We start from the raw sequence: 21,941 nt of genomic DNA on the forward strand, positions 1-21,941 counted from the left end.
GTTTCGAAGGGCAAAAGCGCCCGTTCCGAGTCTTCCAGTGCTTCGTGTCGTGGTCATGACAACGAGAGGATTTCGGGACGTCCGGCGTATGTCTGTGGCTGCCTGGTCCGTCTTGAAGCGAAGTAAATCACCGAGGCATGTATCGAACAAATTCAATTTTTTTCGATGATCTATATACTGAACCTATAGATTCAAAGGGTCTTCCCCATGCGCCTCACGCAGTTGCGTTCCTTCTATGCCGTGGCCCGCGAGGGCAGCTTCACCAAGGCGGCCGACCACCTGCACGTGAGCCAGCCCACCATCACCACGCAGGTGCGGTTTCTCGAGGAGGCCTACCAGGTCGAACTCTTCCACCGGCGCGGCCGGCGCGTGCAGCTCACTGAAATCGGCGAGCAACTGATGCAGCTCGCCCAGCAGATCTTCAGTCTCGAAGGCGATGCGGTCGCGCTGCTCGGCGATGCCGGCACGCTGCGCACCGGCCACCTGCGCGTGGCGGCCGTGGGGCCGTACCACGTGACCAAGATGCTGGTCGACTTCAGCCTGCGCTACCCCGGCGTGAAGGTGACGGTGAGCACCGGGAATTCGCAGGACGTGCTCGACAGCCTGGTGGACTACAGCGCCGACGTCGGCGTGCTCGCGCAGATCGTGCGCGACGACCGCTTTCTCTCGGTGCCCTTCAGCCAGCACCCGGTCGTGATGTTCGTGCCGTCGACCCACCGCTTCGCGCGGCGGCGCAACATCCGGCTCGCGGAGCTGCAGGGCGAACGGCTCATCATGCGGGAAGAAGGATCGACCACGCGCAAGGCGCTCGAACTGGCGCTCGCCAAGGCGAAGGTCGAGGTCGATGTGGTCATGGAGATCAGCAGCCGCGAGGTGATCCGCGAAGCCGTGGCGCAGGGCCTGGGCATCGCGGCGGTGTCGAGCGTGGAGTTCGTGCCGAGCCCCGACCTGCGCATGGTCGGATTCAGCGACACCGAGATCTTCACGTACGCGCACGTGCTGTGCCTGGCCGAGCGGCGCGAGATGCGCATGGTGAGCGCCTTCTTCGACACGCTGGTGCCGGCCATCGAGGCCCGCAAGCGCAAGGCCTGAACGACCGCGCGTTCAGCCGCGCGGATGGTGCGCCGCGTGCAGTTGCTTCAGCCGCTCGCGCGCCACGTGCGTGTAGATGGTGGTCGTCGAGATGTCGGCATGGCCCAGCAGCAGCTGCACCGCGCGCAAGTCCACGCCGTGGTTCAACAGATGCGTGGCGAAGGCGTGCCGCAGCGTGTGCGGCGACAGCGGCACATGGATGCCCGCCGCCGCGGCCTGCTTCTTCACGATGATCCAGAACATCACGCGCGTCATGCCGGCGCCGCGTGCGGTCACGAAGAGGTCGGGCGTCTGCTGGCCATCGAGGATCGCGGGACGCGACTCATCCAGATAACGCTCGATCCAGCGCCGCGCCTCGCCGCCGAAGGGCACGAGGCGCTCCTTGTTGCCCTTGCCCAGCACGCGCAGCACGCCGTCGTTGAGGCTCATGTCGATGACCTTGAGCGCCACCAGTTCGCTCACGCGCAGGCCGCTCGCATACATCACCTCGAGCATCGCGCGGTCGCGCAGGCCCAGCGGCGTCTCGACGTCGGGTGCGGCCAGGAGGTCGTCGACCTGTTTTTCCGACAGCGTCTTGATGGCACGCGGCATCTGCCGCGCGGGTGCGAGCCGGATCGTCGGGTCCGCCGCGATGCGGCGCTCGCGCAGCGCCCAGCGGTAGTAGCGCTTGAACACGGTGAGCCGCCGGTTGGCCGAGGTGGCCTTGCCCTTGGTCGAGAGACGCACGCCCATGTAGGCCTGCACGTCGGACTCCCCTGCTGCATTCAGCGCGACGCCGCTGCGTTGCTTGCCCAGCCACTGGGAAAACAGTGCGAGGTCGCGGCGGTAGGCGGCCAGCGTGTTCTTCGAGAGGCCGTCTTCGAGCCAGAGGGCATCGATGAACTCGTCGATCTCGGGGGTGGGTGCGGCGGCGGCCTCGGTCATGCGGTGCAAGATAACAAAAAGAAAAAGCCGCCCGGAGCGCGGGCGGCTTTCGTGGGGCAGGAGCAGATCAGTCGAGCTTCAGGTTCTGCTTCTTCACGACCTGCTTGTAGACCTCGTACTCGGCCTTGATCTGCGCCGAGAACTGCTCGGGCGTGTTGGCCACGATCAGCGAGCCGGTGTCTTCGATGCGCTTCTTCACGGCCGGATCTTCCACCGCCTTCTTCACGCCGGCGGCGACCTTGTCGACCACGTCCTTGGGCAGGCCCTTGGGGCCGAGGATGCCGTAGTAGGCCATGCGGTTCACCGGCTCCAGGCCCACTTCCTTGAAGGTCGGCACGTTCGGCAGCGCAGCCAGGCGCTGGGGCGCCGACACCACGATCGGAATCAGCCGGCCGCTCGTGATGAAGGGCATGGCCGAGGGGATGTTGTCGAACATGATCGGCACCTGGCCGGCCACCACGTCGTTGAGCGCCGGGCCCGCGCCGCGGTAGGGGATGTGCGTGACGAAGGTGTTGGTCAGGCTCTTGTAGAGCTCCATCAGCAGGTGGCCGATGCCGCCGGTGCCCGACGAGGCGTACGAGTACTTGCCGGGGTTCTTCTTCAGCTCGGCGACGAACTCGGCGTAGTTCTTGGCCGGGAAGCTCGGGTTCACCGCGATGATGTTCGGCGTGGCCGCGATGTTGGTGATCGGCGTGAAGTCGTTGATCGGGTCGTACGGCGTCTTCGGGTTGATGGCCGGATTGGCGGCCGTGCTCGAGACGGTGGCCACGCCCAGCTTGTAGCCGTCGGGCGCCGCGCGTGCGGTTTCGGCCGCGCCGACGATGCCGCCGCCACCGGCGCGGTTGATCACCACCACCGGCTGGCCCAGGATCTTGCCCAGCGGATCGGAGATCACGCGAGCCACGATGTCCGTCGTGCCGCCCGGAGCGAACGGCACGCTCAGTTCGACAGGCTTGTTGGGATAGCCCTGTGCAAAGCTCTGGCCCGCGACTGCGGCCAGGGCGACTGCCCCCATCAGGGCGCTCCATTGACGACGTTGCATCGAATAACTCCTTGATTTGACTGACTCCGCCTGGCGGATGTCGAAAAAAGCGAAGCCCGGATGCTAGCGGCTCCGGCGTGCACCTCATGCTCTGGATTACCCATGGTCCGTGCGGTTTATGCTCGAAACGGTGAACTACGCGCAGCTGCTCTTCCCCGACTTCTCCCTCATCGCCATAGGCTGGCTCCTGTGCCGCTACACCGCCCTGGACCGCCGCGTGTGGGACCAGGTCGAGAGCCTGGTCTACTACTTTCTATTTCCGGTGCTGCTGTTCCATTCGATCGTGCGCAGCCCGCTCGACTTCGCCGCCACCTCGAGCCTGCTGACCGCGGGCGTGGGCATCGGCCTGTGCGGCATCGCGCTGGCCTACGCCCTGCCCTACGTGCCGGGCATCGGCCCGCACATCGACCGGCGCGACCATGCCGCGAGCGCGCAGGTCGCATTCCGCTTCAACTCCTTCATTTGCCTCGCGCTGGCCGACCGGCTCGCGGGCCCCGAGGGCCTCTTGCTCATCGCGGTGCTGATCGGCGTGTGCGTGCCGATGTTCAACATCGCGGCCGTGTGGCCGATGACGCGCCACGCGCAGACCGGCTTCGTGCGGCAACTGGTGCGCAACCCGCTCATCGTCGCGACGGTCGCGGGGCTGCTCGCGAACGTGCTGGGCCTCACGGTACCGAACTGGCTCACGCCCACGCTCACCCGCATCGGCGCCGCATCGCTCGCGCTCGGCCTCCTGGCCGCGGGCGCGGGCATGCAGTTCGCGACGCTCGGGCGCGGCAAGGTGCTGGCGGTGTCGGTGCTGGCGATACGGCACCTGATCCTTCCGCTGGTCGCATGGGGCCTGGCGCGCGCATTACGTCTCGATGGCGTGCAGGCGTCGGTGCTGATGGCGTTCTCTGCCGTGCCGACGGCGTCGAGCGCCTATGTGCTCGCGGCGCGCATGGGCTACAACGGGCCGTATGTGGCGGGGCTGGTGACGCTGTCGACGGTGCTGGGGGTGGCGAGCCTGCCGTTCGCACTGGCCTTGCCGCGATGACTCAGCGCTGCAGCAGCGCTGGCACCGCCGAGGCCAGCATCGCCACGCCCGACAACGTCAACAGGCCGAGCACGAGCTTGCGAAACGCCACCTCGCTGATCCCGATGTAGAGCCGTGCGCCGAGCAGCACCGGCACGGCGACGGCGACCGCCACCAGCCCCAGCAGCGGCACCATCGACGCCGCGATGCTCCCGCTGGACAGGTGAATCGCGAACGCCACGATCAGCATCGAGAGATTGAAGTTCTGGATCACCGCGCGTTGCGTGTCGCGCTGGAAGCCGCGCAATGTGCACCAGAGCGTCGGGATCGTTCCCGAGAAGCCTCCGATGCCCGCCATCGCCCCGCCGATGGCGCCGACGATGCCATCGGCCACGCGGCCGCCGAAGGTGATCTTCGGCAGGTGCTGCGACATCAGCATCGCCGGGCACCACAGCACCAGCAGCGCACCCAGGCACACCTTGAAGACCACGAGATCGAGGTGCGGCAGCAGCCACACGCCGAACGGCACGCCGACGAGGCCGCCGAGCACGAACGGCCACAGCAAGGATTTGTCGAAGGATCGGCGCACGGTGACGGCTGCGATCACCTGCCCCGTCAGCGCGCCGAAGAGTGCGAGCACCGCGGCCAGCTGCGGCTCCAGGGTCCAGGCCCAGACCGACATCGCGACCAGCCCGAATGCAAAGCCCGACAGGCCCTGCACGAAACCCGCCAGCACGGCGCCGACGATCACATGGACATACAAGGCTTGCATGCGGCCGATGATAGAAGTCGCCGCATTGCGCCCGCCTCGGCGGACGCTCCCGCAAACGTCAGGCCGAGGCCGGCACCAGTGCCGTGCGGCGCACGCGCGTCACGTTGAACGCGCTTGCGATCAACACGCCCTGCACCAGCGCGAGGCCGACGATCACGCTCGTGTACTGGCCGTGGTCCATCAGGCGGCCGAACACCAGCGGCGCGAGCGCCTGGCCGATGTCGAGCCCCGCGTACACCACGCCGTAGACGCGGCCGGTGGCGTTCGGCGGGGTCGAGCGCTTGACCAGCAGGTCGCGCGACGGCCCGGCCACGCCAGAGACGAAGCCCATCGCGCCGAACAGCACCGGCACGAGGATCGGCGGGAACTGCGCGAAGGCCAGCACCAGCGCGAGCGCGGCCGCGATGCCGAAGCCCGCACCCACGATGCGTTCGCAGCGCGACGGATCGGACGCAAGGAAGCCGCCCACCACCATGCCGGCAGCGCTTGCCACCATGTAGACCGTGAGGCACACCGCCACCAGCGCCACCGGCACTGCGTGCAGATGGCCCGCTGCCACCGGCGCGAAGGTCTGCACCACGCTGATCACCGCGGCATAGAAGAAGAAGAAACCGAAGCACATCCACACGGCCGGGATGCGCAGGAAGTCGAACTCGCCGCCGATCGGCGCCGGCTCGCCCTGCCCCGTGGCCTTGTGCACGGCCGCAACGTCGAGCGACAGCACGCTGCGGTAGACCCACAGGACCAGCAGCACCACGATGGCCAGCACGCCGGCCGAGGCCAGCGCCACGCGCCACGAGAACGCGATGGCGATCGGCACCACGAACGCCGGCGCGAGCGCCCAGCCCAGGCTGCCGGTGATGCCGTGCACGCTGTAGGCGTGGCCCAGTCGCGTGGGCGCGACCTTGCGGTTGAAGAGCGTGTAGTCGACCGGGTGGAATACGCCGTTGCCGATGCCGCCGACCACGGCGCACACCAGCAGCATCCAGTAGCTCTGCGCCATCGCGTAGCCGAAGGCGGCCAGCCCGAGCGCGCCAAGGCCCACGAACAGCACCGGGCGCGGGCCCATCTTGTCGACGATGAAGCCCGAGGCCGCCTGCACGATGCACGAGACCACGAAGAACACCGTGAGCACTGCGCCCAGCTCGGTGTAGCTCACGTTGAACGCGTCCTTGAGCCAGGGAAACAGCGGCGCCAGGATGAGCTGGCTGAAGTGGCTGATCGCGTGCGCCAGGCCGACGAGGCCGATGAGCTTCGCGTCGGAGCCCAAGGAGTTGGCGGGGGACGAAGGGGGTGTGGTGGACGCGTGGGAAGACATGGATTGCTACAAAAAACCGGGGCAGGCCCCGATGCTATGCCCCCGGGGCGCGGCAGAATGGCGATACGGCGACAACATTTGTCGAAACCATGCCACGCGCCTCCTCCACCGTTTTCCAACCCTCCCCGGTCACCAGCGTCGCCTCGCTCACGCCGCACCTCTATGCGCCGGACGCGGTGCGCCCGCTGCGCGCCAAGGAGCACTTCCTGAGCGCCGACACCTTCGTCGAGCTGCACCAGCATCCGTGGCCGCAACTGACCTTCTCCACTCGGGGCGTGATCCGCCTGAGCACCGAGGACGGCAGCTACATCGTGCCGCCCTCGCGCGCGCTCTGGGTGCCGGCGAACATGCCGCACAGCATCATGCTCATCGAGGACGCCGAGCTGCGCACCATCTACCTGCACGCCTGGCTCGCGCCGGCCTGGGAGAAATGCGAGGTGCTCGAGATCAGCCCGCTGATGCGCGCCCTGATGCTCGCGCTGGACACCACGCCCGACGGCCTGCCGCCCACCGATCCCCAGGCGCCGCAGCGCGAACGCATGATCGCGCCGCTCCTGGTCGACGAGATCGAACGCGCCACGCAGATCCGCATCGACGTGCCGCTGCCCACCGACAAGCGGCTGCGCCAGCTGTGCGAGGCGCTGCTGCGCAACCCCGCCGACCGCTCCACGCTGGCCGAGCGCGCGGCCACTATCGGCGCGAGCGAGCGCACGGTGGCGCGGCTTTTTCGCGACCAGCTGGGCATGAGCTGGCAGCAATGGCGCCAGCAGGCGGTGATGGCGCATGCGCTGCCGCTGCTCGCGCGCGGCATGGCGGTGAGCCAGGTGGCGGCCGCCAGCGGCTATGCCACCGACAGCGCGTTCTGCGCGATGTTCAAGGCAGCCACGGGGCGCTCGCCGACCTCGTTCCAGCACAAGAAGCGGTCGGCCGTTCCTGCCTGAACTGCCGCCCCAACCGTTCGGCGCCCGGGGGCTTCACGACCCTCTGGCAAGATCGGCGGGCCCGAAAAACCACGGACCTCCCCTCGAACCGCCCATGTCATCGCCTCCCCGACCGCAGACCTGGACCGCCGACATCGGCCTGCGCATTCGCCGCCATTTCCTGCTGAAGGCGGTCGGGACCACGGTCTTCACCTGGCTGTTCTTCATCGGCTACTTCCACCTGCTGAGGAACCCCTCCTTCCCGGTCGCGGTGATGCCGCTCACGGCGCTGGACCACCTGATTCCGTTCCAGCCCTACACGCTGGGCGCCTACCTTTCGCTCTGGGTCTACGTGGGCGTCGCGCCGGGGCTGCAGCTCACCTTCCGGGAGCTGGTGGTCTACGGGTTGTGGATCGGCGGGCTGTGCCTCACGGGCCTGGCACTCTTCTATTTGTGGCCGACGCAGATCCCGCCGCTGCCCATCGACGCCTCGGGCTACCCCGGCTTCGCAATGCTGCAGGGCGTGGACGCGGCGGGCAACGCCTGTCCGTCGATGCACGTGGCCGTGGCGATCTTCACCGCGCTCTGGGTCGAGCACCTGCTGCGGCAGGCCGGCGCGCCCGTCGTGCTGCGCGTCATCAACTGGACATGGTTCGCCGCCATTGCCTACTCGACGCTGGCGGTCAAGCAGCACGTGGTGCTGGACGTGGTGGCGGGCGCGCTGCTGGGCATGGCGTTCGCCTGGCCCTCGCTGCGCTGGCGCCCGGGCAAGCGTTTGCGAGAGGATTCCCCTCCGGTCGGAGCGGATATCATTGGCCATCACTGACCAACACAGGCCGAGCGAGGAAGGGATCGACCCCATGGCACGCCCCGCAAGGATTGCCATCGATCGACGGCGGCACAAGACGACAGGCATCGCACGATGAGTTCGCTGAAGGAATTGCAGGACCTGATTCACGAGAAGTACGGCATCGAACCGTCCAAGCTCGACCCCCACGCCTCGATGCGCGAAACCGGCGGTCTCGATTCGCTGGCGCTGGCCGAATTCCTCTTTGCCATCGAAGACCACTTCGGCATCACCATGCCCGACGAGGACGCGAGCATCGACACCCTGGCCGAGCTCGCGCAGCTGGTCGACAAGGTTCGGGCCGCGAAGGTCGCGTGAACCACCACGAGGTTGCCGTCACCGGGCTGGGCGTCCTGGCGCCCCACGGCGACGAGCCCGGCGCGCTGTTCGATGCGCTGCTGCAGGCCCGCTCGGCCATCCAGCCCGTCTTTCCCGAATTGCCCAAGCCGGCCGCCGCCGCGACGGTGGCCTTCGACGAGACGCGCTGGTTCACCAAGCTGCAGCTGGCCGGCGTCGACCGCGTGAGCCAGCTCGCCGTGGCCGCGGCCGATCTCGCGCTGCACGATGCGAACCTGCCGCTGGCAGATGTCGACCTGGAACGCGTCGGCGTGTACGCCGGCTGCGGCATGGGCGGTGCAGCGGCGCTCGAGGCGGCCTACCGCGGCAACGGGCGCGTGTCGCCACTCACCATTCCGGCTTTCATGCCCAACGCGCCCGCGGCCCACGTGGCGATGCGCAACGGCGTGCTCGGCCCGGTGCTCACCTACTCCGTCGCCTGCGCGTCGTCGTCGGTCGCCATCGCCGAAGCGGCCAAGGCCATCCAGCGCGGCGAGGTCGACATCGCCATTGCCGGCGGCAGCGAGGCGCTGATCGTGCCGGGCGTCGTGCTGGCCTGGCAGGCGATGCAGACGCTGGCCACCTTCCAGCCCGGCGAGGCGGCCGGCGCGGTGCGGCCGTTCGCGAGCGACCGCAGCGGCTTCGCACTGGGCGAAGGCGCGGCCTTCCTGGTGCTCGAATCCGCCGAGCGCGCGCGCCGCCGCGGCGCCCGCAGCTACGCCACGCTGGCCGGCTGGGGCTTGAGCAGCGATGCCACCCACCTCACCAAGCCCGACGCACCGGGCCAAGCGCGCGCGCTGCGCCAGGCGCTGCGGCAGGCCGGCCTGCAGCCGCGCGACGTGGGCTACTGCAATGCGCACGGCACCGCCACGCGCATCGGCGACGTGGTCGAGCGCAATGCGCTGGCCGAGGTGTGGGGCGACCATTTCGAGGGCCTGCGCGTGAGCTCCACCAAGGCGCTGCACGGCCACATGCTTGGCGCGGCGGGTTCCATCGAAGCGCTCATCACGGTGCTCGCGCTGCACCGGCGGCAGTTGCCGCCCAATGCGAACTGCGGCGAGATCGATCCGGCCTGCCAGATGAACCTCGTCGCGCAGGACGACAGCGCCGCACCGGCGCTCGAGGCCGCCATGAGCAACTCCTTCGCCTTCGGCGGCACGAATTCGGTGCTGCTTTTCCGACGCGCCGATTAAGCCGCCGGCTGCGACGCGGCACCCGCCTCGCAAACCCATTCCACGAACGCCTCCGCCAGCGGATCGGCCGTGCGGTTGGGTGCCATGAACACGCTGTAGCCGCGGCTCGACGGCGCCCGGTGCGCACACGCGAGCAGCAGTTCGCCCGAGCGCAGCTCGCGCTCCACGTAGTACGCCGGCACCAGCCCCACGCCGAGATCGGCACGCACCGCCGCGACGAGCGAAGAAAAGAGATCGAAGCGATGCCCCGCGACCAGGTTCTCGGGCGGCCGCGCGTGCGGGGTCTGCGCGAACCATTCTTCCCACGCGCCCATGCGCGTGCGCAGCTGGAGCAGCGGCGCGGCGCGAAAGTCGCCGCGCGCCATGGCGGCCCGGCCCTTCGCGCGCGGAGCGCACACCGCCACGCAGAACTCGCCCATCAGCGGCCGCGCATCGGCGCCGGGCCACACTGCGTCGTCGTACTGCACGCCCACGTCGAACGGCATGTCGGCCATGTAGAGGTCGGTCGGAAACACCTGCAGGTGCAGGCTGCAGCCCGGGTTCTGCGCGATGAACTGCGGCAGCAGCGGCGTGAGCCAGCCCTCGGCCAGCACCGGCACCGCGCCCACGATCAACCGCAGACCGTCGACGCGCTGCGCCATGGCTTCGAGCGTGTGGTTCTGCAGCCGCATCAGGTCGCCCGCGATCTGGCCGTGGTAGCGGCGCCCGGCGTCGGTGAGCTCGGTGCCGCGCGCGGTGCGCTGCACCAGCCGCACGCCGATCTGCGCTTCGAGCAGCCGCAGCTGCTGGCTCACCGCGCTGTGCGTGAGGCACAGCTCTTCGGCTGCCTTGCCCACGCCATGGTGGCGCGCGACCGCATCGAAGATCAGCAGCGCTCGGGTGCTCGGAATATGGCGGCGCATGGCGGTGTTCGTAAGAAAAACTGACAACGCCAAAGATTAAACCAGAGCAGGCCGCTGGCTCGACCATAAGAATTGCTGACGGCGCCGCGCCGGCCGCGCTCTCTTCACCTTCAAGGACAACCCACCGCCATGCCCCGCCCTGCGACATTCCGCCTTGCCCCGATCGCCCTCGCCCTGGCCCTGGCCTGCACCGCCGCGCTCGCCCAGGCGCAGAACGCCGCCGTCGCTGCCACGCCCGCGCAGGTGCGCCCCGAGATCGACAAGGCCTACACCCAGCTGATGGCGGCGCCCGCGATCCAGAAACTGCTCGACGCGGTCAAGGCCGACCACGAGCGCTCGGTCGAAGACCTGAAGATGCTCACCGAGATCGAAGCGCCCCCCTTCAAGGAGCAAAAGCGCGCCGAGGCCTTCCTCGCGCGCATGAAGGCGCTGGGCCTGGCGGACGCGAAGATCGATGCCGAAGGCAATGTCGTCGGCCTGCGCAAGGGCACGGGCAACGGCCCGAAGCTGCTGATTTCCGCGCACCTCGATACGGTGTTTCCCGCCGGCACCGACGTGAAGGTGAAGGAGCGCGACGGCAAGCTGTACGCTCCCGGTATCTCCGACGACACACGCGGCCTCGCCGTGCTGCTGTCGTGGCTCAAGGTGCTCAACGACAACAAGATCCAGACCGTGGGCGACCTCCTGATCGTCGGCAACGTCGGCGAGGAAGAGCTCGGCAACCTGCGCGGCATCAAGGCGATCTTTCGAGACCACCTCGACATCGACGGCATGGTCGGCCTCGAGCCCGCACCCGACGGCACGGTGCTGATGCTGGGCACGGGCAGCCACCGCCACGAGGTCACCTTCAAGGGCCCGGGCGGCCACAGCTTCGGCGCCTTCGGCCAGGTGCCGAGCGCCATCCACGGCATGGGCCGTGCGATCGCCAAGATCGCCGAGGTGCGCACGCCGACTTTCCCCAAGACAACCTTCACCGTCGGCACCGTGGGCGGCGGCACGTCGGTCAACACCATCGCGCCGGACGCACGCATGGCCATCGACATCCGCTCCGACGAAATGGCGCCGCTGCTGGAGACCGAGAAGAAGATCCTCGCGGCCATCGACGAAGCTGTCGAGGAGGAGAACAAGCGCTGGAACGTGACGACCCTGAGCGTGAGCCGCAAGCTCATCGGCGACCGGCCGGGCGGCCGCACGCAATCGGACACGGTGATCGTCGAAGCGGCCACGCGCGCGAACAGCGCCTTCGGACACAAGACCCTGCTGACGGGCGCGAGCACCGATGCCAACGTGCCGATGTCGCTGGGCATCCCGGCCATCATTGTCGGCGCCGGCGGCAAGACGGGCGGCTTCCATGCGCTGTCGGAGTGGATCGATGTGACCGACGGCTGGAAGGGCGCGCAGAACTCGCTGGTCACGGTGCTCGGCCTCGTGGGCGTGCAGGGCACCAGCGCACCGCTGCTGGAAAAGCGAGCGCCGCGCAAGAACTAGGCGGGCACCGCGGGGCACCCTGCCCGGGACACTCCGGTATGCTGGTGGGCGCTTCCATCCATGCTCGCCAAGGAGACCATCATGCATGCCCGCTCCACACTCATTGCCATCGCCCTGCTCGCCGCAGGCGCCTCGGCGCAGGCCAACGACCTGCTCGACCAACTGAAGGAAAGGGCCGGCGCTGCCGCCAGTTCGCAAGGCGGCAATTCCTCCAGCTCCGGCCTCGGCAACCTCGGCTTCAAGATGCCCGCAATCGGCTCCAGCACCATCGGCAGCGCCGCCGGCGTGCTGCAGTACTGCGTGAAGAACAACTACCTCGGCGGCGATGCGGCCTCGGTCAAAGACAAGCTGCTGGCCAAGATCACCGGCCAGAAGCAGCAGGAAAAGAACTTCGAAAGCGGCGCGAAAGGCTTGTTGAAGGGCGGCGACGGCCAGACGCTCAACATGAAGATCCTGTCGTCGAAGGTGAAGGAAAAGGCCTGCGACTACGTCCTGAAGAACGCCACTTCGCTGATCTGACCTGACAGCGCCTTCGCATGGCCTCCGCGCGGCGCACCGCGCATGTGCTTGCTTGTTTCTCCCCGTGCGCGCGTAACGACTCCATGACCCCGGCTGCCTCCCCCACGTCCCTGCGCCAGCGCCTCGCGCGCTGGGTTCCTTGTCTCGCATGGCCCCGCCCTTCCGGGGCGCTGCTGCGCAGCGAGGCGATGGCCGGCATCACCGTGGCGCTGATGGTCATTCCGCAAGGCGTGGCCTATGCGGCGCTCGCCGGCATGCCGCTCGTGACCGGCGTGTACGCGGCGCTGTTCCCTGCCTTGATCGCGGTGATGTTCAGCTCGTCGCAGCGGCTGTCGGTCGGGCCCACGGCGCTCACCAGCCTTTTGGTCGGCGCCTCGCTCGCGCCGCTCGCCGTGGCGGGCAGCGCCGAGTGGGTGGCGATGGCGGTGTGGCTCACGCTGATGTCCGGCACCATCCAGATCGTGCTGGGCGCGGGGCGCTTCGGCTGGTTGCTGCGGCTGGTCAATTCGCCGGTGCTGATCGGCTTCACGCAAGGCGCGGCGGTGCTGATCGCGATCTCGCAGTTGCCGTCGCTGCTGGGCTTCACCGGTCGCACCATTCCGCAGGTGCTGCAGGGCGGGCCGCTGCCCGACCTAGTGGCGATCGCCTTCGGCCTCGGCAGCATCGCGGTGCTGTGGCTGGGCAAGCGATTCATGCCGCGCTTTCCGACCACGATGGCGCTGGTGGCCGGCGCCGCGGCCATCAGCTGGGGCATCAACTACGCGCTGCGCGGCGGCGCGGTGGTCGGCAGCCTTCCCTCGGGGCTGCCCTCTTTCTACTGGCCCGGCCTGCTCCCCCTGGGCACGTTCAGCGCACTGGTGCTGCCCGCCTTGATGATCACGCTGGTGAGCTTCCTGGAGACCGCCTCCAGCGCCAAGGTCGACAACGCGCGCGCCGGCACGCTGTGGAACGAAAACCAGGACCTGATCGGCCAGGGCCTGGCCAAGCTGGCCTCGGGCTTCACCGGCGCGTTCCCGACCAGCTCGTCGTTCTCGCGCTCGGCCATCACGCTCTATGCAGGCGCGCAGACCGGCTGGGCGACGCTCTTCAGCGTGGTGGTCGTGGCCGGTGCACTGCTGTGGCTGATGCCGCTGCTCTATCACGTGCCGCAGGCGGTGCTGGCGGCCGTGGTGGTCACGGCCATCCTCGGGCTAGTGAAGCCCGCGAGCTTCACGGCACTGTGGCGCGTCTCGCGCATCGAGGCGGGCATCGCCTTCGGCACCTTCGTGCTGACCATCGCGACCGCGCCCAGCATCTACTGGGGCGTGCTCGGCGGCCTGCTCGCGAGCATGGCGCACTACATGTACCGCCACCTGCATCCGCGCATCATCGAGGTGGGCCTGCACCCGGACGGGAGCCTGCGCGACCGCAACCTCTGGAAGCTGCCGCCGCTCGCGCCGCAGCTCTATGCGCTGCGCATGGACGCCGAACTCGACTTCGCCTCGGCCTCCACGCTGGAACGCGCGCTCACCGTGGCGCTGGCCGAGCGCCCCGACCTCACCGACGTGTGCCTCTTCGCGCAGCCCATCAACCGCATCGACATCACCGGTGCCGAGGTGTTCGGCTCGATCCGCAGGATGATGGAATCCAAGGGCGTGCGCCTGCACCTGAGCGGCATGAAGCTGCCCGCCATGCAGGTGCTCGAACGCGCGGGCCTGCTCGCGCCGGGGCCGATGCTCTTCAGCTACCGCACCGATGGCGAGGCGCTCGCGGCGCTGATGCCGCGCATCGAAGTGCCCATCGAGGCCGAGACCGCAGGCTGACGACAGAGGCACCGGCCCCATGAAGACCACCATCGAAGAACTCGTCGCGTTTCGGACGGTGGTGGACGCCGGCTCGATCACCGCCGCCGCCGAGCAGCTCGGCCACACGGTCTCGGGCATCAGCCGCGCGCTCAGCCGGCTCGAGCAGAAGCTGGACACCACGCTCCTGCGCCGCACCACGCGGCGCCTGGAACTCACCGAGGAAGGCGCCGCCTTCCTGCAGCGTACCCGCGCGATCCTCGATGCCATCGACGATGCCGAGGAGCAGATGGCCGCGCGCCGCGAACAACCGGCCGGCCGGCTGCGCGTGAACGCCGCCTCGCCCTTCATGCTGCACGCCATCGTGCCGCTGGTGCCCGAGTTCCGGAAGCTCTACCCGCAGATCAGCCTGGAACTGGACACCGACGACCTGCCCATCGACTTGCTGGAGCGCCGCACCGACATCGCGATCCGCATCGGCCCGCTGCGCGACTCCACGCTGCACGCGCGGCCGCTCGGCACGCACCGCCTGCGGGTGCTCGCAAGCCCGGCGTACCTGGAGGCGCACGGCAAGCCGCGCAAGGTGACGGATCTGGCCGATCACGCGCTGCTGGGTTTTACCCAACCCGAATCGCTCAACCGCTGGCCGCTGCGCGGAGAGAACGGCATCCACGGCGACGAATGGCCCATCGCGCCCACGCTCGCCGCATCGAGCGGCGAAACGCTGCGCCAGCTCGCGCTGGCCGGCGCGGGCATCGTGTGCCTGGCGGATTTCATGACCGCCGCCGACCGCGCGAGCGGCGCGCTGGTGCAGGTGCTGGCCAAGGAAACGGTGGACGTGCGCCAGCCGGTGAATGCGGTGTACTACCGCAACACGCAGCTGTCGGCGCGGATCACTTCGTTCTTGGATTTCCTCACGCAGCGCATGACTTGAGCGAAACGCTCACTTCGGCTGGGCCGGCACGAAGCGCTCCACCGCCGCCGACTTGATCTCGTACCCGCTCACGCCCATGTCCGCCGACGCATAGCGCGCGGCCTTCAGGATGCCGCTGACCTTGACCGTGTCCATCGCGTGCAGGCCCTTGAAGGCCTGGTCGGCGATCACGTGCACGATCTGGTTGGCGGGCGGGGGCGGGGTGTGGATGCAGGCGCCGAAATACGGCACGAGGAGGAATTCGCGGATGCCGTCCTGCGTGTTGTCCAGCGGGACGACGAAGCCCGAGAGCTTGGCCGCGGTGCCGTCGAGCGCCACGTTGACCGGCGCGTTGTCCCAGACGGCGCGCATCTCGTCGAGCATCTGGATGGCGCGCGGGTCGTTGTCGCGCAGGGCCTCCAGGCTGATGTTGCGGTAGCGCTTGGTGGGGTCCCAGCTCTTGGGGATGAGCTCGTCCCACTTGAGTTCCGGCGCCGCAGAGACGTTCGCACCTCCGGCGGTCGCGGAGCCGGGCCCGCAGCCGGCGAGCCCGAGGGCTGCGAGCGACAGGAACAGCGCCGTCAGGGCGCGCGAGAAGAAGGCTGTCATGGCGTCAATTGTGCTTGGAAGATGTTTCAGACCCATAACGCGGGGGCGAGTTGCCCCTTTTTCAGGCAAATGGCACAAATTCCGGCCGCCGCGCCAGAATGCCGCACCACGACAACGAGGAGATCCGCATGGCAGCTACTGGATGGCTGGGACTCACGTCCCTGGGTATTGTTCACACCGCGATCAGCCTGATCGCCGTCTTCGCGGGGATCGTCGCCCTGCTGCGCTACAAGGAAATCACCCTGCGCACCGGCTGGGGCCAGGTCTTCGTCTGGACCACGGTGCTCACCTGCCTCACCGGCTTCGGCATCTTCCAGCACGGCGGCTTCGGAAAGCCGCATGTGCTGGGCATCGTGACGCTGCTTGCGCTTGCGGCAGGTGCGCTGGCCGGCCGGGGGCGCCTTGGAAAGCACTCGCGCTACATCGAAGCCATCGCCTATTCGGCAAGCTTTCTCTTCCACTGGATACCGGCCTTCACCGAGACGCTGACGCGGCTCCCGCTGGGCGCGCCGCTGCTGAAGGATGCCGAGGCGCCCGAGCTCAAGGCGATCACCGGCGTGCTGTTCGTGCTGTACCTGATCGGCGTGGCGCTGCAGGTGCGGCGGCTGCGCGGCACTGCCGGCGCGAACCCGCTGGCGGCGACCACCGGCGCCTGAACCTCAGGTGCCGGTAAAGCGCGGCGGGCGCTTCTCGGCCCATGCGCGCTGGCCTTCGCGCAGGTCGGCGGAACCGGCCGCACGGGCCATGTCGCGCTGCAGCGCCTCTGCATCGAGCGTGCCGCGCGCGATGTGGTTCAGGTGCTTCTTCATGCCGACGAGCGGAATCGGCGCCATGCCCGCGAGGGTTGCGGCCAGGCGCTGCCCCGCCGCCGCCAGCTCGGCCGCGGGCACCAGGTGCGTGAGGAAGCCGATCGCCTTGAGTTCCTGCGCATCGATGCGCTCGGCCGTGAGGAACAACCGCTTCGCGTTGTCCAGCCCCAGCCGCGTGACGTAGCGCTCCAGCCCGCGCCGGTAGAAGTGCAGCCCGAGCCGCGCGGCCGGCATGAACATGTCCATGCCCGGCACGCCGAGCCGGAAATCGCAGGCAAGCGCGAAATCGGTGGCGCCGCCGTAGACGCTGCCCTGCATCAGGGCGAGCGTGACGGGGCGGGCGTCTTCGATCGCATTCACCACCTCGTCGAACGCCACGTCGCGTGCTGCGCCGATGCGCCCGATGTCGTAGCCGCTGCTGAAATACTTGCCCTCGGCCTGCAGCACGAGCACCAGCACCTCGGGTTTCGCATTCACTTCCTCGATGTATGCGTCGATGGCCGCGAGGTCGTCGGGCTCGAGCCGGTTGGCCTGCCCGGGGCGGCGCAGCGTGATGCGCGCGACCGCGCCGTCGATCGTCAGTTCGGGAATGCCCATGCTCAGCGTCCTTTGAAAACCGGTATGCGCTTGTCCATGAAGGCGCGGCGTCCCTCGCGGTAATCCTCGCTGTCGAAGCAACGATTGACCAGCACCTCGATCGCCTCGGCCTCGGGCGTGGCCGAGTAGCGCTCGAAGGCGCGCACCGCGGCCTTCGCCGCATGCACCGTGAGCGGCGCGTTGCCCGCGATGCCCTGCGCATAGGCGCGCACCTGCTGCAGCAACTGGCCCTCGCCGGCGATCGTGTTCACCAGGCCGATGCGCAACGCCTCGTCGGCCGCGAGAAAGCGCGCGCTGAACAGGATGTCCTTCGCCGCGGACGGCCCCACCAGCCGTGCGAGCGCCGCGATGCCCGCGTATTCGTAGCCCAGCCCGAGCTTGGCCGCCGGAATGCCGAAGCGCGAGCCGGCGGTGGCGATGCGCACATCCGCCGTGAGCGCCAGCGCAAGCCCGCCGCCGATGCAGAAGCCCTCGATCATCGCGACCAGCGGCTTGGTGAGCTGCACGAGCCCGAGCTGCCCGCGCGCGGCGATCTTCCCGTAGGCCTCCTTCTGTTCGGCGTTGGCACGGAACTGCTCGAACTCCGAGATGTCGGCGCCGGCCGCGAACGACTGGCCGCCGGCCCCGCGCATCACGACCACGCGCACCTGCGCATCGGCCTCGAAGGCTTCGGCCGCATCGGCGAGGCCCTGCCACATCTCGAGCGATACCGCGTTGCGCCGCTCGGGGTTGTTGAAGGTGAGCCAGCCCACGCCGCCTTCGACCTCGGCCACGATCTTCGAGGTCGACAGCGGCAGGCGGCGTGCGTCGGACGCGACAGGCGCGATGGGTGCCGTGCGATCGTTCATGCCACGGCTCCTTCGGCGCGCATCGCCTCGATGGCGCTGTCGTCGTAGCCCAGTTCCTGCAGCAGCACGTCGCTCTGTTCGCCGGGGTCGGGGCCGGCCAGGTGGAAGCGAACGGGATGCGGCACGGCCGAGAGGTTGATGGGCGAGCGCAGCAGCGCGATGTCGCCCAGCACCGGGTGCCGGGCGGGCCGCGTCATCGCGAGATGCCGAACCTGCGCATCCTCGAAGGCCTGCCCGATGTCGTAGATCGGCCCGCACGGCACACCCGCGGGGTTGAGCCGCGCCACGAGTTCCGCCGTATCGAGGCGCGAGGTGATCTCGTCGATGTCGGCGTCCAGCTGCGCGCGGTGCGCGAGCCGCGAGGCTGCCTCCTGGTAGTGGGGATTGGCCAGCAGCGAGCGCGCATCGAGCGCCTCGCAAAAGCCCGCCCACATGCGTGCCGTGGTTGCCGCGATGTTGACCATGCCGTCGCGCGCGCGGTAGGTGCCCATGGGTGCGAGCGTGGGGTGCGCGTTGCCCTGCTGCTGCGCCACCTCGCCCTCGACCGTGTAGCGCGCGCCCTGGAAGTCGAGCTTGTTGAGCATGCTCTCGATCAGCGAGGTGTGCACCCATTGCCCCTGACCCGTGTGCTCGCGGTGCAGCAGCGCGAGCAGGATGCCCTGCCCGAGGAACATGCCGGCCGTGGTGTCCGAGATGGCGATGCCCACGCGCACCGGCCCGCGCCCCGGCTCGCCGGTGACCGAACTCAGCCCGCACATGCCCTGCACGATCTGGTCGACGCCGGGCCGGTCGCTGTACGGTCCGTCCTGCCCGAAGCCCGAGATGCTCGCCAGGATGATGCGCGGGTTGATGCGCTGCAGCTGCGCGTAGGTCAGGCCCAGGCGCTCCTTCACGTCGGCGCGGAAGTTCTCCACCACCACGTCGCTGCGCGCGATCAGCCGCGCGAGCACCTCGGCGCCGCGCGGCGACTTCAGGTCCAGGCACAGGCTGCGCTTGTTGCGGTGCAGGTTCTGCTCGTCGGAGCCGCGGCGGCGTCCGGTGACGGAGCCGCGGTCCTGCGCGGGCGGCGGATCGACGCGCGTCACGTCCGCGCCCCAGTCGGCCAGGAGGCGCACGGCCACGGGGCCCGCGCGGGCGATGCTCAGGTCCAGCACCTTGTAGCGGGACAGCGGGAATTCGGTGGGCTCGATGTCGGTGTCAGGCATGGCGATGTGCTTTCGGTGTCGGTGTGGTTCCGCCCGCGCGTCAGCGCGCGGCCCAGTAGGTGCGGAAGGCCTGGCGCGGATCGTCCTGTGCGCGCGTGCGGCTGCTGTCTCCCTCGAAGACGAGCGTGCCGCGCCGCGCGGCGGTGTAGGCGGGCCACTGCGGCGTGCGCGGGTTGTTCGGGTCGCCGGTGGCTGCGAACGCGACCCACGCGCCGGCGAGCTGGTCGGCCAGCCGCACGCTCTCGGCGCTCGGGCCGTTCAGTCCGTTGCGGATGTCGTGCAGGCTCGGCCCGATGTCGGTGCCGTGGGGCGCGCCGTAGCGCCCGCCGTACGCCGGGCTCGGGATCTTCCAGAGGTACGCGTAGGCCGGCGCGGCACCCGCGGCCGACTTGCGCGCGGCCTGCACCTCGGCCGCCCGGCGGAAGGTCATGTCGGTGTCGATGCGCGCCTGCAGCACGTAGGGCGATGCGGCCGGGTCTTCGTCGCGGTACATCGCGACCAGCCGGCGCGCATCGGCGCCCACGCGGGCCTCGGCGAACTTCAGCAGGTCCGCCTCGCTGGCGCTGAAATCGATCCGCCGGTAGGCGCGCTCGTCGAGCGTGGTGCCCACGATCATCGGCACCTCGGCCGAGAGCGCGGGCGCGTCGGGGTCGAAGGGATGCCGCGCGATGGCCACGCCGTCGAGCGCCGGAGAAAAGGCGCGCGGCGCCTCCCCCTTGGCGCGGTCGGCGTTCTCCATCGTCACCTGCGCCGCGAGCAGCGTCTGCATCGGCAACGCCTGCAGGCGGGCGACCGGGTCCTTGCCGAGGCCCAGGGTTGCGACGAACGCATCCGTGGCCTGGCGCGAGGCTTCCTGCGGCGTCACGCGCAGGCCCGAGCCGCTCATCACGCCGGCGCGGTGGAAGAGCCCGCGCGCCGAGGGCATCGCCATCAGCACGCTGGTCTTGAGGCCGCCGCCGGACTGGCCGAACACCAGCACGCGCGAGGGGTCGCCGCCGAAAGCCGCGATGTTCTCCCTGATCCAGCCGAGCGCTGCGACGATGTCGAGCATGCCCACCGCGCCCGAGGGTGCCATCCGCGCATCGCCCAGCGCCGACAGGTCGAGAAAACCGAAAGCGCCGAGCCGGTGGTTGAGCGTGACCACCACCGCGTCGCCGAAGCGCGCCAGCATCTCGCCGTCGAACTGCGGCGAGTTGCCCGAGCCCGCGTAGTAGCCGCCGCCATGCAGGTGCACCATCACCGGCCGCTGGCCGCGGCCCGAGGGCGAAGCCGAGGGCGTCCAGATGTTCATCACCAGGCAGTCCTCGCCCATGCCGCCCGGTTGCAGGTCGTACATGATGAGGTCGGCATAGGCGCGGCGCCGGTCGGCCGGCATCTGCGGCGCGTAGTTGCCGTAGGCGGTGGCATCGCGCACGCCGGCCCAGCGCGCCACCGGCACGGGCGGCATGAAGCGGTTGGCACCCGAGGTGTCGGCGCCGTAGTGCATGCCCTTGAACACCGCGATGCCGCCGGACATGAGCCCGCGCAGGCGGCCGTTGGCGGTCTCGACGACGGGGAAGATCTCGCCCTCGGTCGTTGCGCGCGCGCCCTTGGCGCACCACAGCGCACCGGTGGCGGCGGCCGCGCCGAGAAGGCCGCGGCGGTTGAGGAAAGGCGTTGCCTGCGGTTGCTGCTGCTTCGTCACGTCGGTGGTCTTCCTGTTGTCGTTGGGTGGGTTCGCCATCAGCTCACGACGGCCACGCCGCGCGGGTCCAATGACAGCGCCGATTCGTGCCCGATCTCCAGCACGCTCGACGGCGGCGCGTGCACCTTGAGCGTGTCGCCGCCGCCCAGCGGCTGCACCACGTAGTCCCAGTACTCGCCCAAGTAGGTGCGCGAGACGACGGCCACCCGACCCATGGGCAGCGCGCCCAGCACGTCCGTGCCGAGGTAGAGCGACTGCGGGCGGATCGACACGCGTGCATCGGCGCGGTCGCGCGCGGCCTCGTCCTGCACCGGCACCTCGCCGTGCAACCCGTCCAGCGTGATGCGGCCCGCGCGCAGCGTCGCGCTCACGAGGTTGGTGCGGCCGATGAACCCGGCCACGAAGGGCGTGTGCGGGCGGTTGTAGAGGTTCCACGGCGTGTCGATCTGCTCGAGCCGCCCGAGGTTGAGCACCGCGATGCGGTCCGAGATGGTCATCGCCTCCGACTGGTCGTGCGTGACGTAGACCGTGGTGAAGCGGAATTCGTCGTGCAGCCGCCGGATCTCGTTGGCCATTTCCTCGCGCAGGTTGGCGTCCAGGTTCGACAGCGGCTCGTCGAGCAGCAGCACTTCGGGGCGCACCACCATCGCGCGCGCGAGCGCCACGCGCTGCTGCTGGCCGCCCGAGAGCTCGGCCGGATAGCGATGCGCCAGGTGCCCGAGGTGCACCACCTCGAGCATCTCGTCCACGCGCCGCCTGGCCTCGGCGGCGGGCGTGCGCCGCACCTCCAGGCCGAAGCCCACGTTCTGCGCGACGGTCATGTTCGGCCAGATCGCGTAACTCTGGAAGATCATCGACATGCCGCGGTGCTCGGGCGGCACCGTGCGGCCGGCGCCCGAGATCTGCTGCCCGTTCATCTCGATGGCCCCGGCCGTGAGCTCGATGAAGCCCGCGATCATGCGCAGCGTCGTGGTCTTGCCGCAGCCCGAGGGTCCCAGCAGCGTGACCAGCTCGCCCTGGCGCAGTTCGAGGCTCAGGTCGTTCACCACCGCGGTGGTGCCGTAGTTCTTGTGGATGTTCTTCAGTTGAAGCTTGGACATGGCGTCGGTCTTTCTTTCTCTCGGTCT

22 protein-coding genes are annotated in these 21,941 nt (G+C 69.2%); 11 read left to right on the forward strand and 11 right to left on the reverse strand.

Annotated elements, in window-relative coordinates:
* Positions 1-207 precede the first annotated feature (207 nt).
* On the forward strand, positions 208-1,092 hold the full coding sequence (locus RT97_RS14515; protein ID WP_042579495.1) for a LysR substrate-binding domain-containing protein: 885 nt from the start codon (positions 208-210) through the stop codon (positions 1,090-1,092).
* Between the two features lie 12 nt (positions 1,093-1,104).
* Here RT97_RS14515 and xerD read toward each other — a convergent pair whose 3' ends face one another.
* Positions 1,105-2,016, reverse strand: coding sequence for a site-specific tyrosine recombinase XerD (gene xerD, locus RT97_RS14520; protein WP_042579496.1), 912 nt, complete (start codon positions 2,014-2,016; stop codon positions 1,105-1,107).
* Positions 2,017-2,083: 67 nt separating this feature from the next.
* The gene (locus RT97_RS14525) at positions 2,084-3,058 is read right to left on the reverse strand and encodes a tripartite tricarboxylate transporter substrate binding protein BugE (RefSeq protein WP_042579497.1); all 975 of its coding nucleotides are present in this window, start codon (positions 3,056-3,058) and stop codon (positions 2,084-2,086) included.
* 118 nt (positions 3,059-3,176) lie between these two features.
* Between RT97_RS14525 and RT97_RS14530 the strand changes: the two genes are divergently transcribed.
* Complete coding sequence (locus RT97_RS14530; RefSeq protein ID WP_042579498.1) at positions 3,177-4,094, forward strand: AEC family transporter; 918 nt, start codon at positions 3,177-3,179, stop codon at positions 4,092-4,094.
* A 1-nt stretch (position 4,095) separates the two neighbouring features.
* On the opposite strand, the gene RT97_RS14535 is transcribed toward RT97_RS14530, so the two are convergent.
* A complete protein-coding gene (locus RT97_RS14535; protein ID WP_042579499.1) occupies positions 4,096-4,845 on the reverse strand; it encodes a sulfite exporter TauE/SafE family protein in 750 nt (249 codons plus the stop codon).
* 58 nt (positions 4,846-4,903) lie between these two features.
* A complete protein-coding gene (locus RT97_RS14540) occupies positions 4,904-6,163 on the reverse strand; it encodes an MFS transporter (protein ID WP_042579500.1) in 1,260 nt (419 codons plus the stop codon).
* 89 nt (positions 6,164-6,252) lie between these two features.
* Between RT97_RS14540 and RT97_RS14545 the strand changes: the two genes are divergently transcribed.
* The 4 genes from RT97_RS14545 (at position 6,253) to RT97_RS14560 (ending at position 9,459) form a co-directional block, all read left to right on the forward strand.
* Complete coding sequence (locus RT97_RS14545) at positions 6,253-7,104, forward strand: AraC family transcriptional regulator (RefSeq protein WP_042579501.1); 852 nt, start codon at positions 6,253-6,255, stop codon at positions 7,102-7,104.
* Between the two features lie 94 nt (positions 7,105-7,198).
* Complete coding sequence (locus RT97_RS14550; protein WP_042579502.1) at positions 7,199-7,909, forward strand: phosphatase PAP2 family protein; 711 nt, start codon at positions 7,199-7,201, stop codon at positions 7,907-7,909.
* Between the two features lie 96 nt (positions 7,910-8,005).
* Positions 8,006-8,248 carry an acyl carrier protein gene (locus RT97_RS14555; protein ID WP_042579503.1) on the forward strand — a complete coding sequence of 81 codons (243 nt, stop codon included), beginning with the start codon at positions 8,006-8,008 and terminating at the stop codon, positions 8,246-8,248.
* Positions 8,245-9,459, forward strand: coding sequence for a beta-ketoacyl-[acyl-carrier-protein] synthase family protein (locus RT97_RS14560; RefSeq protein ID WP_042579504.1), 1,215 nt, complete (start codon positions 8,245-8,247; stop codon positions 9,457-9,459). The genes RT97_RS14555 and RT97_RS14560 overlap by 4 nt, the downstream gene beginning before the upstream one ends.
* Here the strand turns inward: RT97_RS14560 and RT97_RS14565 are convergent.
* The gene (locus RT97_RS14565; protein WP_042579505.1) at positions 9,456-10,361 is read right to left on the reverse strand and encodes a LysR substrate-binding domain-containing protein; all 906 of its coding nucleotides are present in this window, start codon (positions 10,359-10,361) and stop codon (positions 9,456-9,458) included. The genes RT97_RS14560 and RT97_RS14565 overlap by 4 nt on opposite strands.
* A gap of 129 nt (positions 10,362-10,490) precedes the next feature.
* On the opposite strand from RT97_RS14565, the gene RT97_RS14570 reads away from it, so the two are divergent.
* From RT97_RS14570 to RT97_RS14585, 4 genes are all read left to right on the forward strand, one after another.
* Positions 10,491-11,849: a M20/M25/M40 family metallo-hydrolase gene (locus RT97_RS14570; RefSeq protein ID WP_042579506.1), complete on the forward strand. Its 1,359-nt coding sequence runs from the start codon at positions 10,491-10,493 to the stop codon at positions 11,847-11,849.
* An 81-nt stretch (positions 11,850-11,930) separates the two neighbouring features.
* The gene (locus tag RT97_RS14575) at positions 11,931-12,368 is read left to right on the forward strand and encodes a DUF2501 domain-containing protein (protein ID WP_042579555.1); all 438 of its coding nucleotides are present in this window, start codon (positions 11,931-11,933) and stop codon (positions 12,366-12,368) included.
* Between the two features lie 83 nt (positions 12,369-12,451).
* Positions 12,452-14,170, forward strand: a complete 1,719-nt coding sequence (locus tag RT97_RS14580) for a SulP family inorganic anion transporter (RefSeq protein ID WP_042579507.1) — start codon at positions 12,452-12,454, stop codon at positions 14,168-14,170.
* 19 nt (positions 14,171-14,189) lie between these two features.
* Positions 14,190-15,083 carry a LysR family transcriptional regulator gene (locus RT97_RS14585; RefSeq protein ID WP_042579508.1) on the forward strand — a complete coding sequence of 298 codons (894 nt, stop codon included), beginning with the start codon at positions 14,190-14,192 and terminating at the stop codon, positions 15,081-15,083.
* A 9-nt stretch (positions 15,084-15,092) separates the two neighbouring features.
* On the opposite strand, the gene RT97_RS14590 is transcribed toward RT97_RS14585, so the two are convergent.
* Positions 15,093-15,671: a DUF3299 domain-containing protein gene (locus RT97_RS14590; protein WP_172672207.1), complete on the reverse strand. Its 579-nt coding sequence runs from the start codon at positions 15,669-15,671 to the stop codon at positions 15,093-15,095.
* A 128-nt stretch (positions 15,672-15,799) separates the two neighbouring features.
* On the opposite strand from RT97_RS14590, the gene RT97_RS14595 reads away from it, so the two are divergent.
* Positions 15,800-16,327 carry a hypothetical protein gene (locus RT97_RS14595; RefSeq protein WP_042579509.1) on the forward strand — a complete coding sequence of 176 codons (528 nt, stop codon included), beginning with the start codon at positions 15,800-15,802 and terminating at the stop codon, positions 16,325-16,327.
* 3 nt (positions 16,328-16,330) lie between these two features.
* On the opposite strand, the gene RT97_RS14600 is transcribed toward RT97_RS14595, so the two are convergent.
* Genes RT97_RS14600 through RT97_RS14620 form a run of 5 tightly spaced genes read right to left on the reverse strand, consistent with a single transcriptional unit; the run spans position 16,331 to position 21,914 of the window.
* Positions 16,331-17,077, reverse strand: a complete 747-nt coding sequence (locus tag RT97_RS14600) for an enoyl-CoA hydratase/isomerase family protein (protein WP_042579510.1) — start codon at positions 17,075-17,077, stop codon at positions 16,331-16,333.
* A gap of 2 nt (positions 17,078-17,079) precedes the next feature.
* Entirely contained in the window at positions 17,080-17,925 is an 846-nt protein-coding gene (locus tag RT97_RS14605) for an enoyl-CoA hydratase (protein ID WP_042579511.1), read from the reverse strand.
* Entirely contained in the window at positions 17,922-19,130 is a 1,209-nt protein-coding gene (locus RT97_RS14610) for a CaiB/BaiF CoA transferase family protein (protein WP_042579512.1), read from the reverse strand. The genes RT97_RS14605 and RT97_RS14610 overlap by 4 nt, the downstream gene beginning before the upstream one ends.
* 40 nt (positions 19,131-19,170) lie before the next feature.
* A complete protein-coding gene (locus RT97_RS14615; RefSeq protein ID WP_080898300.1) occupies positions 19,171-20,853 on the reverse strand; it encodes a carboxylesterase/lipase family protein in 1,683 nt (560 codons plus the stop codon).
* Positions 20,853-21,914: an ABC transporter ATP-binding protein gene (locus RT97_RS14620; RefSeq protein ID WP_042579513.1), complete on the reverse strand. Its 1,062-nt coding sequence runs from the start codon at positions 21,912-21,914 to the stop codon at positions 20,853-20,855. The genes RT97_RS14615 and RT97_RS14620 overlap by 1 nt, the downstream gene beginning before the upstream one ends.
* Between the last annotated feature and the right edge of the window lie 27 nt (positions 21,915-21,941).

It is taken from the genome of Variovorax paradoxus (assembly GCF_000834655.1).
GTDB lineage: Bacteria > Pseudomonadota > Gammaproteobacteria > Burkholderiales > Burkholderiaceae_C > Variovorax > Variovorax paradoxus_F.